Source organism: Pseudomonas capsici, assembly GCF_017165765.1.
Lineage (GTDB): Bacteria > Pseudomonadota > Gammaproteobacteria > Pseudomonadales > Pseudomonadaceae > Aquipseudomonas > Aquipseudomonas capsici.
In genome coordinates this window covers 69,322-82,592 of the sequence record NZ_JAFGZD010000022.1, presented here as the reverse complement: position 1 = coordinate 82,592, position 13,271 = coordinate 69,322, and the positions used below count along the sequence as shown (strand labels likewise).

Below are 13,271 nucleotides of genomic sequence, written 5' to 3'. Positions count from 1 at the left end.
CCCATGTGAGAGTAGGTCATCGTCAAGATTCAATTCCGAAACCCCTATCTGCACACGCAGGTAGGGGTTTTGTCTTTCCGGGCTCTGGCGACAGGTTGAAGTCGCCAGCAAGCTGCCTCCCACGTGCAACACTTGACGCATACAGAGCCAATCAATCCGCTCCCGCAAGGGGAGCGATTATCCGGGACGATCTAAAGAGTTTCTGTGTTGGGTTACATGCCCAATAGCTCGCCTACGCGCTCCCCAAGAGCCTCGACCGCGAATGGTTTGGTCAGTACCTGCATGCCTGCTTTAAGCTGGCCGTTGCCGAGAGCCGCATTCTCCGCATAGCCGGTGATGAACAGGGTCTTCAAACCAGGGCGAAGCTGCAACCCGGCGTCGGCCATCTGCCGCCCGTTCATGCCGCCGGGCAATCCGACATCTGTGACGAGTAAATCAATGTGCATACGCGAGCGCAGCAGCTTGAGTCCTGCTGCGCTATCGGCCGCCTCGATTACGGTATGCCCGAGTTCGTTCAGCACATCGGCCAGAAGCATGCGCACGGTAGGATCGTCATCCACGAGCAATACGGTGCCACCGGGTTGTTTGGCGGTTTCCTGCCCGGTGCCGAGCGTGTGCTCATGAGGCAGTACCTCTCCGTTGTAGCGGGGCAGGTAGATGAATAGCGTGGTGCCTTCACCTACCTTGGAGCTGATACGGACCTGGCCGCCAGACTGTTGAGCGAAGCCATAGATCATTGACAGCCCCAGGCCAGTGCCCTGGCCGATCGGCTTGGTTGTGAAGAATGGCTCAAAGACGTGGGCCATTATCTCGGGTGGCATGCCTGTGCCCGTATCGCTTACGCACAGACACAAATATTGCCCTTCGGACATGCTGTGAGCATGGGCTGCTTTACGATCCATCCATTGGTTGGCAGTTTCAATGGTGATGCGGCCACCGTCAGGCATCGCGTCCCTTGCGTTCAGGCAGAGGTTGAGCAGGGCATTTTCCAGTTGGCTCGCATCGACGAATGCTGGCCACAGGTTTGCGGCACCTACGGTTTCGACCACAATGCCCGGCCCGACGGTGCGCTGAATCAGCTCGCTCATGCCATACATCAGTGTGTTGACGTTGGTGGGACGCGGCTCCAGCGTCTGCCGACGTGAGAAGGCCAGAAGGCGATGAGTCAGGGCTGCTGCTCGTTTGGCAGAGTTTTGTGCCGCCGTCAGGTACTTGTCGATTTCACCCAGACGTCCTTGAGCGATTCGTTTGCTCATCAGCTCAAGTGAGCCCGAAATACCTGCGACAAGGTTGTTGAAGTCATGGGCAAGGCCGCCGGTCAATTGGCCAACGGCTTCCATCTTCTGCGACTGGCGCAGCTTTTCCTCAACCTGCATCAGCTTGGCCGTTCGCTCGGCCACATGTTCTTCGAGTGTTTCGTTCAGACTGCGCAGCTTGGCTTCGGTCTGACGTTGCTGTTCTTCGATTTCACGCAGCGTGGTGCAAGTACGTTCCAGTTCCTGCTCGCGGGCGCGCAATGCCTCCTCGGCCATCGTGCGCTCCAGCAGATCGGCGGCCTGTCGTGCCAGAATATCGAGCAGTCGCAGATCTCGCCTGGAAGGCTGGTGTGGCTTGCTCCAATGTGTCGAGATCATCCCCAGCAAGTTGCCAGTACGCGACATCAGCGGTGTCGTCTGAGCGGAGCGGATACCGGTGCGTCGAAACGCAAGCAGGTCTTCCGTACCGGCGATCTCAGCCCATTGTTCAAAGTCGGGAATGATTGCCCGCTGACCGAGTTTGAGTGCCATCGTACAACTGCTGTGGGCGTTCGGACTTACCCATTGCCAGAATCCGACAGCCTCTTCCGGTAACCCGCGCGAGCACAGGAGTTGCAACATGCCGCCACGGCCAGAGCTATGCCCCTGAGGGCAAAGCAATTGCATCGTTCCAAACTGTGAACCGGTGATGCAGACCGCGGCATTCACGATCTTGCCGTAGAGTGTCGCCAGGTCCTGCTCACCGATCAGTTCGGTACTGATGCTGTGCAAGAGATCGATGTCGGAAAGCTCGTCTTCATATGCTGTGACGCTGGCAGAAGCCGGATAGGCGATGTTCAAGGCTGGCATGGAGGCTCCTGTGGCGCAGCTATTAGCTCTGGAAAGCGTATCAGCAAACCTTTCCGGCAGTGATTCGACAATGACATCAAACCGATGTTCGGCATGTCGCAACATTTAAAATGCGCTGCAGTGTCTTTCTTCTTTTCTCGTGTGGGCCATGATGGTGGTCGATTGCTTATGGCAATCGTAGGCACTTGCCCTTATGGTTCGGCCTCAGGTTTCACTCGTTCGAGTCAAGGAAGCAAAATGCCCATCACAACCTCTCTGCGCCCTGGTTTCATGGTGGTTCATGGTAACCGCCCGGATGAACTGCGCAGTCTGGTTGTCTCCTGGATGCGACGCTACCCCCTGGTTCCACTGGAGAACGAAATTGCCCTTGTGCAAAGCAACGGCATTGCACAGTGGCTCAAGCTGGCCCTGGCCGAAGATGCCCAGGATGAAGATCAGGGTGGCTGTGGCATTGCAGCTGCGATAGATGTGCAACTGCCCGGCAGTTTCATGTGGAAGCTGTATCGATCTGTATTGGGCCGCGATGAAATCCCGGAAGTCTCCCTGCTCGACAAGGCTCCGCTGACCTGGCGTCTGATGCGCCTGCTGCCGCAATTGATCAATCAGCCCCATTTCGAACCCTTGCAGCGTTTCCTCACTGACGACACGGACCTGCGCAAGCGCTACCAGCTGTCCGAGCGTCTGGCTGACCTCTTCGACCAATATCAGGTGTACCGTGCCGACTGGCTGCAAGACTGGGCGCAAGGTCGTCATCAACTGCGAAATGTCCGGGGGGAAGTCAGGCCGCTGAGTGCCGCCAATTGCTGGCAGGCTGAACTGTGGCGTGCGCTGCTCGATGATGTCGGTGCCGAAGGTATGGCCCAAAGCCGTGCCGGGGTTCATCGACGCTTTCTGGAACGTATGGCCGCTCTTGCCGAAGCGCCGCCGGGCTTGCCTGCACGGGTCATCGTTTTCGGTATTTCGTCCCTGCCTGCCCAGGCACTGGAAGCCCTGGCCGGGTTATCGAAGTTCAGCCAGGTGCTGCTTTGCGTGCATAACCCTTGTCGCCATCACTGGACCGATATCGTTGCCGACAAGGATCTGCTCCGCCATCAATACAAACGTCAGGCGCGCAAGAACGGCATGCCAATTGCGCTCGATCCAGAGGCTTTGCACCAGCACGCACATCCGCTGCTCGCTGCGTGGGGCAAGCAGGGTCGTGACTACATCAACCTGCTCGACAGCCACGACGAACCCAGCAGCTACCGCTCTTCTTTCAAGGATGAGCGTATCGACCTGTTCAGCGAGAGCGAGCCGACAACCCTGCTCAACCAGTTGCAGGATGACATTCTCGAACTCCGGCCTCTCGATGAAACCCGCGAACTCTGGCCCGCAGTCGACGCCCTGCAAGACCGCTCGATCCGTTTTCACGTCGCCCACAGTGCCCAGCGTGAAGTCGAGGTGCTGCACGATCAGCTACTGGCGCGCTTCAGCCGGGACCCGGGCCTGAGGCCTCGCGATGTGATTGTCATGGTCCCGGACATTGACAGCTATGCCCCGCATATCCGGGCGGTGTTCGGGCAGATCGACTCCCATGATCAGCGCTTCATTCCCTTCACCCTGGCCGACCAGGGGCAACGGGGACGCGAGCCGTTGCTGATTGCGGTCGAGCATTTGCTGAAGCTCCCCGACAGCCGCTTTCCAGTCAGCGAAATTCTCGACCTGCTGGATGTTCCTGCCTTGCGGGCGCGTTTCAAGATTCAGGAGCACGACTTGCCGACCCTGCATCGCTGGATCGAAGGCGCCGGGGTACGCTGGGGGCTGAATGCACGACAGCGTGCCGGTCTGGGCTTGCCCGAACAACTGGAACAGAACAGCTGGTATTTCGGCCTGCGTCGAATGTTGCTGGGCTATGCCGTTGGAGCCGGTGAAGCGTATGAAGGTATCGAGCCCTATGACGAGATTGGCGGGCTGGATGCTGCATTGATCGGTCCTCTGGTTGCCTTGATCGATGCATTGCAGGTCGCCCATGCCGAACTGTCCCTGCCCGCAACGCCCGAACAATGGGGCGCACGTTTGCAGGCTCTCCTGCAGGTGTTCTTCCAGTCTGACAGCGAGCATGACGATTACCTGCTGGGGCAACTTGAGACGCTGCGGGAAACCTGGCTGAAAACCTGCGAGACAGTAGACCTGCTCGATGAATTGCCTCTGACCGTCGTGCGCGAAGCCTGGCTGGCCGGTCTGGATCAGGGGCGTCTGTCCCAGCGCTTTCTGGCAGGTTCGGTCAACTTCTGCACCTTGATGCCCATGCGGGCGATTCCATTCAAAGTGGTCTGCCTGCTGGGCATGAACGACGGTGATTACCCCCGCGCCCAGCCACCCCTGGATTTCGACCTGATGGGCAGCGATTACCGTCCCGGCGACCGCTCGCGGCGTGAAGATGATCGTTACCTGCTGCTTGAAGCGCTGCTCTCGGCACGGGACCAGCTCTATATCAGTTGGGTCGGCCACAGCATTCGCGACAACAGCGACCGCCCGGCTTCGGTGTTGATCGGCCAGTTGCGCGATCATCTGGCCAGCGGCTGGAAACTTTCAACCGACGATGAGCCTGACAGCAGGCAAGATCCGGGCGAAAGGCTGCTCGATGCCTTGACCCTGCATCACCCGTTGCAGCCTTTCAGTGCCAGTTATTTCCATGCCGGCACCGGTTATTTCAGTTTTGCCCAGGAATGGCGGTTGCTGCATGAAGACAGGGTCACTCCGGTCAGCGCTGCTGCCTTGCCACCTCACGCGCAGGAAGAGCCCCTGACGATTGCGCAGTTGCAGGACTTCCTGAGAAATCCGGTAAAGCACTTTTTCAGTCAGCGTTTGAAGATCTACTTTGAAACCGCTGAAGCGCCGGTGCCCGACGAAGAGCCTTTCGTGCTCGATGCACTTGAGCGTTACGGTCTGAGCGAAAGTCTGTTGGCCGCCGCCATGGCCAGCCCGGACGATATCGACGGGGCGTTGCAGGCTCAGGCCAGCAAACTGCAAAGCAGCGGCCTGCTGCCCATGGCCGGTTTCGGCACCCGTATGCAGGCCGAACTGATCGAACCGTTGCCCGATGTGCTCATGCGCTATCAGGCGTTACTGGACTTGTGGCCCGAGGCGTTGAGCAGCGCCTTGCCGGTGAGTTTTACCCATAACGAGGTGAGTCTCGAAGGCTGGCTGGGCGGACTGCACAGCAATGGGCAGAATCAGTTGCTGACCGTAACGGTCATTCCCAACAGCATTGGCTCGAAAAGGACCCGCAAATGGCACCGGCTGATTCGCCCCTGGGTCACACATCTGGTCGCCAGCGCCTGTGGTCTGCCGCTCAACACCGCGCTGGTGGCCACGGATGACACGCTGTTGCTGGCCCCACTGGAAAAGGACGCCGCCAGCTTAATCCTGGGCGATCTTCTGACCACCTGGACGTTCGGCATGCAGCAACCTCTGCCGGTCGCGGTCAAGACTGCTTTTGCCTGGCTGGGGCAGCCTCTGGACAAGGCCGAAGCCGCTGCGCGCAAGGCTTATGAAGGCGACGGTGTGACCAGTAACGGCGAAGTCGCTGAAAGCACCGCGCTGGCCCGACAGTTTCCGGACTTCAATGCGTTGATGGAAAGCGAAGAGTTCGTGGGCTGGTGTGAAGCGCTCTACAAACCCATCTACGAAGCACCCTGGCAATCTCTGTCCGGCGGGGAGGCCAGCGCATGAGTACCTTGCAAGAACACAGCGTTCCTCTGGCACTGCGCTTTCCACTGCGCGGCAGCCAGTTGATCGAAGCCAGCGCCGGTACCGGCAAGACCTTCACCATCTCGGCGTTATACCTGCGTCTGGTGCTGGGGCACGGAAATGAAACATCAGGTTTCGGTCGCGAGTTGCTGCCACCACAGATCCTGGTGGTGACCTTTACCGATGCCGCGACCAAAGAACTGCGCGACCGGATTCGCACCCGTCTGGCCGAAGCTGCCCGTTTCTTCCGCGACGAAATCACCGCGCCCGACGACCTGATTGCCGACTTGCGTGCCCAGTTCAGCGCCGAACAATGGCCGGGCTGCGCCAACCGTCTGGATATCGCCGCGCAATGGATGGACGAGGCCGCTGTTTCGACCATTCACAGTTGGTGCCAGCGCATGTTGCGCGAGCACGCTTTCGACAGCGGCAGCCTGTTCACCCAGAGCCTGGAAACCGATCACAGTGATCTGCTGGGCGAAGTGCTGCGTGATTACTGGCGGCGTTTCTGCTATCCCATGAGTGGCGATGCCCTGGACTGGGTACGGGAAAAGTGGGGTGGTCCCGCGGCTTTGCTGCCACGCATCCGTGGTCTGTTTGGTCGCGAACGCACTCAGGTGACTCAAGAGCCCGCCGAACTGATTCTGGCCTCTCTGCAACAACGCCGCGAAGCACTGCAAACGTTGAAAGCGCCCTGGACCGACTGGGCCAACGAGCTGCATGCGATTTGTCAGGACGGCGTCAAACGCAAGATTGTCGATGGCCGCAAGATGCAGGAGCGCTACTTTGCGCCCTGGTTTGAAAAGCTCAAGGCCTGGGCCGCAGACGAAACCCAGGAAACCCTGGATCTGGGAACCGGTTTCACACGCCTGACTCCAGACGGTGTGGCCGAAGCCTGGAAGAGCGACCCGCCGTCGCACCCGGCTCTGGAGGCCATGCTTGAACTGAAAGCGGCTATCGACGCACTTCCCAAACCCGATGCCGCCGTGCTGCAACATGCCGCGCAGTGGGTCAGTGCCCGCTTTGAAGAGGAAAAGCGTCGTCGTGCGGAAATGGGTTTCGACGACATGCTGCTCAGGCTCGATGCCGCGCTGCAAGGTGCTGGCGGGGAGCGTCTGGCAACACTGATTCGTGAGCAATTCCCTGTCGCGCTCATCGATGAATTCCAGGATACCGACCCGGTCCAGTACCGGATCTTCGAGAGCATTTATCGCCTCGAAGAGAACGACGAGCAAACTGGCCTGTTCCTGATCGGCGACCCCAAGCAGGCGATCTATGCCTTCCGTGGCGCGGATATCTACACCTACCTGCGCGCCCGTACGGCCACGGCCGGGCGCTGGCACACACTGGACACCAACTATCGTTCCAGCCATGCCATGGTCGAATCCGCCAATCACATCTTCGACCAGGCCGAGCAGCGGGCCGAAGGGCGTGGCGCGTTTCTGTTCCGCGAGGGCGACAAGAATCCTGTGCCGTTTACCAGGGCGCTTGCCCAGGGGCGCAAGGAAACCCTGCAGGTCGATGGTGCGCCGCTTGCGGCCCTGACGGTCTGGCATCTGCCAAGCGATCAGCCAGTGTCCGGTACGGTTTATCGTCAGCAACTGGCTGCCAGTTGCGCCAGTGAAATCGTGCGTCTGCTCAAGGGCGGGCAAGCAGGGCAGACCGGCTTTGCGGCACCCGATAAGGCGCTGCGGGGGTTGCTGCCTGCCGACATAGCGATTCTGGTGCGTGATGGCAAGGAAGCCCAGGCCGTGCGTAATGAACTGGCGGCCCGCGGTGTGCGCAGTGTCTACCTCTCCGACAAGGATTCGGTGTTTGCGGCGCAGGAAGCCCATGATCTGCTGGCCTGGCTCAAGGCCTGCGCCGAGCCGGACTCCGAGCGCATCCTGCGCGCCGCGCTGGCCTGTATCACTCTGGACCTGCCGCTGGCCGAACTGGAGCGCTTGAATCAGGACGAACTGGCCTGGGAGCAGCGCGTCATGCAGTTCCGCAGCTATCGCAGCCTGTGGCGTCAGCAGGGTGTGCTGCCGATGCTGCGTCGTCTGCTGCATGACTTTGCCTTGCCCCAGACCCTGATCGCCCGCAGCGATGGTGAGCGGGTGCTGACCAACCTGCTGCATCTGTCCGAATTGCTGCAACAGGCTGCCGCCGAGCTGGATGGCGAACAAGCCTTGATCCGGCACCTGGGCGAGCAACTGGCGTCATCCGGTCAGGCTGCAGAAGAGCAGATCCTGCGTCTGGAGAGCGATGAGCAACTGGTCAAGGTAGTGACCATCCACAAGTCCAAGGGCCTGCAATATCCGCTGGTGTTCCTGCCATTCATCTGTTCGACCAAACCGGTGGATGGCAGCCGCTTGCCCTTGCAGTTCCACGATGCCGAGGGCAATGCCCGGATCAGCCTGCAGCCCACGGAAGAACTGATCGAGCTGGCCGACAATGAACGTCTGGCCGAAGACCTGCGCTTGCTCTATGTCGCTCTGACCCGTTCCGAACATGCCTGCTGGCTGGGTGTCGCAGACCTCAAGCGTGGCAACCTCAACAGCTCCATGCTGCATCGTTCGGCCTTGGGTTACTTGCTGGGCGGCGGCGTGGCTCTGGGCGAATCGGCCAACCTGCAACTCTGGCTGCGAGACCTGAGTCAGGGCTGTGAAAGCATTGCCGTACAACCCGTTCCCGAACCCACCGCCGATACCTTCAGCCCGCCGCGGAATGAAGCCCGACTCGTCAAGGCACTGGTGCCCAAGCGTCGTGCCGCTGAAAACTGGTGGATCGCTTCCTACAGTGCACTGCGTATCGGCGACACCGTGACCACGAGCGGCGATGTGTCTCCCGACAGTCCGCAGGCGCAGAAGCTGTTCGACGACGAACGCCTGGACCCGCAGGCACCTCGCGAGGTGCTGGCTGCGGGTGACGACATCCACCGTTTTCCCCGTGGTCCCAACCCCGGCACCTTTTTGCACGGTCTGCTGGAGTGGGCCGGCAACGAAGGTTTTGCCGCCGCAGCCCATGATCCGGAACTGCTGAGCGACGCCATTGCCCGGCGCTGCAACCGACGTGGCTGGCAAGGCTGGATCAATACCCTAACAGGCTGGCTGACACACCTGCTCAACATGCCTTTGCACTTGGGCAACGACGTGACGCCGGTCGCCCTGGGGCAACTGGACCAACCCAATCAGTACCGGGTTGAGATGGAGTTCTGGTTCGCCAGCAGCCAGGTCAACGTGACACAGATGGATGAGCTCGTGCGTCATTACACCCATGGCAATGCGCCGCGACTGGCGACCCAGACCTCTTCGCTCAATGGCATGTTCAAAGGCTTCATCGACCTGACGTTCGAGCATGAAGGGCGCTATTACGTGGCGGATTACAAATCCAACTGGCTGGGCGGCGACGAGACGTTCTACACCGAGCAGTCCATGGAGACGGCCATTCTCGAAAACCGTTACGACCTGCAATACGTCCTCTACCTGCTGGCATTGCATCGCCAGCTCAAGGCGCGGCTGGCCGATTACGATTACGACCGGCACATGGGCGGCGCGGTGTACCTGTTCCTGCGTGGCAGCCGTTCGTCCACCCAAGGCGTGTACTTCACCCGGCCGCCCCGTGAACTGATCGAGAGCCTGGACCTGTTGTTCCAGGGCCAGCCACAGTCCTCCGCCCAGCCTGGAGCCTTCGCATGAGCCGCACGTTTGCCGATCTCTTGCCCGCGCAACTGGATGCCGAGAGCCTGACCCATCTGAACCCGCTGAGCCGTGTCGATGATTTGCTGCTGTTGCTCGACCGCTGGGTGGAGCGTGGCTGGTTGCGGGCGCTGGACCGCGCCTTCGTGGCCTTTCTTGGCGAACTCAACCCGCAAGCCGATTCCCGGGTATTGCTGGCGGCAGCCTTGAGCAGCCATCAACTGGGTCACGGGCATGTCTGCCTGGATCTGTATGAAACCCTCAAGGAGCCGGATTTCGCCCTGTCATTGCCACCCGAAGGCGACATGCAGAGCGTGCCGGTGCTGTTGCCCTCGGAACTGCTCAAAGGTCTGGATGGTGCGACATGGTGCCAGGCACTGGCTGCCAGCCCGTTGGTTGCCCTGGCCGAAGACGTGGGACCGGCCGCCCTGCAAAAGCCGCTGGTGTTGTCTGACCGACGCCTTTACCTGCGCCGTTACTGGACGTATGAACGCCGCATCGCCGCGGCCTTGCGCCAACGGCTGGCCCAGCCGGAAAGTGCGCCACCGGATCTGGCCCAGCGTCTGGACGCTCTGTTCGGTGCGGCCAGCACAGCGCCGGATGCGGTGATCGATTGGCAGAAACTGGCCTGCGCTTTGGCCACTCGCCGTGGCTTCAGCATCATCACCGGCGGACCGGGCACCGGCAAGACCACCACCGTAGTGCGCCTGCTGGCCTTGCTGCAAGCGCCCGCGGTGCAAAGCGGTCAACCGCTGCGCATTCGTCTGGCGGCACCCACCGGCAAGGCGGCAGCGCGATTGACCGAGTCCATCAGTCAGCAAGTGCAAAGCCTGGATGTCAGTGACGGCGTGCGGCAGAAGATCCCCAGTGAGGTGACCACCGTGCACCGCCTGCTGGGCAGTCGTCCGGGGACGCGGCACTTCCGCCACCACGCGGGTAATCCATTGCCGCTGGATGTGCTGGTGGTCGATGAAGCCTCGATGATCGACCTGGAAATGATGGCCAATCTGCTGGATGCACTGCCTGCCGATGCACGCATGGTGCTGTTGGGCGACAAGGATCAACTGGCGTCTGTGGAAGCGGGCGCGGTACTTGGGGATCTGTGCCGTGATGCCGAACAGGGCTTCTACAGCCCGCAGACCCAGGCCTGGCTGGAAGCGATCAGCGGCGAGGATTTGAGCAGGAGCGCGTTGCAACAAGGCGATGCTCTTCAGCATCCTCTCGCGCAGCAAGTGGTGATGTTGCGTCACTCGCGACGCTTCGGACAGGGCAGTGGTATCGGCCAGTTGTCGCGACTGGTCAACCAGCAACTGGAGCATGAAGCCCGTGGGCTGCTGGCGGCTCGCAGTCACAAGGACCTGTTCAGTCTGGCCCTCAAAGGCGAGCAGGATCAGCGTCTTGAGCGTCTGTTACTCGACGGGCAGGGTGACGGCCCGCAGGGTTATCGCCATTACCTGAGCGTGCTGTCCGGGCAACGTCCGGCCAATGGATCGCCACTGGAAGATGAATGCTGGACCCGATGGGCGCGTGAGGTGTTGCAGGCCTTCGATGCGTTCCAGTTGCTGTGTGCCGTGCGCAAGGGGCCTTGGGGAGTCGAGGGTTTGAACCAGCGCATTACACAGGCTCTGTCCGGCGCAGGTCTGATCGAAAAGGACCAGCAGTGGTACGAAGGCCGCCCGGTTCTGATGACCCACAACGACTACGGTCTTGGCCTCATGAATGGCGACATCGGCATTGCCTTGTACCTGCCTGAAAGCGATGGCTCGGGGAAGCAGGTCTTGCGCGTGGCCTTTCCGCGTAACGACGGCAGCGACGGTGTGCGCTTCGTGCTGCCCAGCCGGCTCAATGAGGTGGAAACCGTCTACGCCATGACTGTGCACAAATCCCAGGGCTCGGAGTTCGCTCACACCGCTCTGATCCTGCCCGAAGCGCTCAACCCGGTGCTGACCAAGGAACTGATCTACACCGGCATCACCCGGGCCAAACACTGGTTCAGCCTGATCGAGCCACGCCAGGGGGTATTCGAAGAGGCGCTGCGCCGCAAGGTCAAGCGCCTGAGCGGGTTGATGCTGGGGCTGTAGCGAGGCGGTCGGAGGATGCTTGCCGACTCAGTGATTGTCGGCACCGCGTCTGAAGAACAGCGTCACTTGCCCCAGCTCGACCCCGAACTTCGACATGAACGAGCGATTGATCAGCGTGTCTTCGTCCATCAGGTACATCCAGTCGTCGAACTGCACCGGGTAGAACTTGCCATCGACCTCCAGATTGAGGGTGTAGCGCCAGCGCAGGGCATTGCCTGCCACTTCGCCGATGGCCTCACCGATGACATCGCCTGCCGTCCCTTTCCAGCGCCCCGGCCCGTCGGGCGTCAGGGTCCAGACCCGGCGTTGCAGCGTACCGTCGCTGTAGACAAAGTGTTCGTCGAGGATCAACTGCTCGCCTTGCCTGCGGCCCTCGATGCTGACAGTAAAGCGCTTGACCACTTCACCCGAACGTTTCTGAAACATGCCCCAGGCCTTTACCGGCTGCGAGAAAAAAGCAGGCAGATCCAGCTCGGGTTTCTCGTTACGGTACTGGGCGACTTCGATGCTGGAGCAACTGCCGAGCAGCAGGCAGCAAGCCAGTAGCCAGGACTTCCATAGTGTGAGGTGATTCATGGCATGTTCCTCGGCAGGTGTCGGTGCAGTTGAGGCAATCTATGGGGACTGTCCTATCCGACCATTGCTGCTGTGGATAAATCCGTTTCCACGGGTATTTGAACGTGCGCGGATGAGGTCGCCGGTTCTCGCCTGCTCCCTGGCATGCCTCTTCTATACTCGAGACTCGAGGTATTTCGAGACACGCCAGTCTGCCACGGAGAACAACAATGAAAATCGCATTTATCGGCCTGGGCAATATGGGAGCGCCCATGGCGCGCAACCTGATCAAGGCCGGTCATCAGTTGCATGTGTGTGACCTCAACAAGACCGTGCTGGCCGAACTTGCCGCTCTGGGTGCAAGCATTCGCGAAACCCCGAAACATGCCGCTCAGGGCAGTGAGCTGGTTATCACCATGTTGCCCGCCGCAGCCCACGTGCGCAGCGTTTATCTGGATGAGGATGGCGTGCTGGAGGGCATTGCTGCTGGTGTGCCTGCCGTGGATTGCAGCACCATCGATCCACAGACCATTCGCGAGATATCGGCCATTGCCGCGAAACAAGGTGTGGTGGTCAGTGATGCGCCCGTTTCCGGGGGAACGGCTGGCGCTCAGGCCGGTACGCTGACCTTCATGGTGGGTGGAGCGCCTGAGCACTTTGCCGTGCTCAAGCCGGTGCTTGAGCAGATGGGGCGCAATATCGTGCATTGCGGGGAGGTGGGGACCGGGCAGATTGCCAAGATCTGCAACAACATGCTGCTGGCCATCTCCATGATTGGCATTTCCGAAGCCATGGCCCTTGGCGATTCGCTTGGGATCGATACGCAAGTGCTGGCCGGGATCATCAACAGTTCGACCGGACGTTGCTGGAGTTCGGAGTTCTATAACCCCTGGCCGGGCATCGTGGAAACCGCTCCAGCTTCGCGAGGCTATACCGGCGGTTTTGGCGCAGAGCTGATGCTCAAGGATCTGGGCCTGGCAACCGAAGCCGCCAAGGCAGCGCATCAGCCTGTGATCCTTGGTGCCCTGGCCCAGCAGCTCTATCAGGCGATGAGTCTGCGGGGTGATGGCAACAAGGATTTTTCAGCGATAGTCGAAGGGTATCGACGCAAGGAGTGA

Annotated in this window: 6 protein-coding genes; 4 read left to right on the top strand and 2 right to left on the bottom strand. The window is 60.4% G+C overall.

Annotated elements, in window-relative coordinates; all coding sequences use genetic code 11:
• Positions 1 to 212 precede the first annotated feature (212 nt).
• On the bottom strand, positions 213 to 2,105 hold the full coding sequence (locus JSY17_RS22190) for a GAF domain-containing hybrid sensor histidine kinase/response regulator (protein ID WP_206403064.1): 1,893 nt from the start codon (positions 2,103 to 2,105) through the stop codon (positions 213 to 215).
• 237 nt (positions 2,106 to 2,342) lie between these two features.
• On the opposite strand from JSY17_RS22190, the gene recC reads away from it, so the two are divergent.
• The 3 genes from recC to recD are packed head-to-tail and all read left to right on the top strand — an operon-like array spanning position 2,343 to position 11,598.
• Positions 2,343 to 5,819, top strand: coding sequence for an exodeoxyribonuclease V subunit gamma (recC, locus tag JSY17_RS22185; RefSeq protein WP_206403036.1), 3,477 nt, complete (start codon positions 2,343 to 2,345; stop codon positions 5,817 to 5,819).
• A 5-nt stretch (positions 5,820 to 5,824) separates the two neighbouring features.
• Positions 5,825 to 9,517 carry an exodeoxyribonuclease V subunit beta gene (gene recB, locus JSY17_RS22180; protein WP_206403065.1) on the top strand — a complete coding sequence of 1,231 codons (3,693 nt, stop codon included), beginning with the start codon at positions 5,825 to 5,827 and terminating at the stop codon, positions 9,515 to 9,517.
• Positions 9,514 to 11,598: an exodeoxyribonuclease V subunit alpha gene (gene recD / locus JSY17_RS22175; RefSeq protein ID WP_206403037.1), complete on the top strand. Its 2,085-nt coding sequence runs from the start codon at positions 9,514 to 9,516 to the stop codon at positions 11,596 to 11,598. The genes recB and recD overlap by 4 nt, the downstream gene beginning before the upstream one ends.
• Positions 11,599 to 11,625: 27 nt before the next feature.
• Here the strand turns inward: recD and JSY17_RS22170 are convergent, their stop codons facing one another.
• Complete coding sequence (locus JSY17_RS22170) at positions 11,626 to 12,174, bottom strand: DUF3833 domain-containing protein (protein WP_117184287.1); 549 nt, start codon at positions 12,172 to 12,174, stop codon at positions 11,626 to 11,628.
• A gap of 209 nt (positions 12,175 to 12,383) precedes the next feature.
• Between JSY17_RS22170 and mmsB the strand changes: the two genes are divergently transcribed.
• Entirely contained in the window at positions 12,384 to 13,271 is an 888-nt protein-coding gene (gene mmsB / locus JSY17_RS22165) for a 3-hydroxyisobutyrate dehydrogenase (RefSeq protein WP_206403038.1), read from the top strand.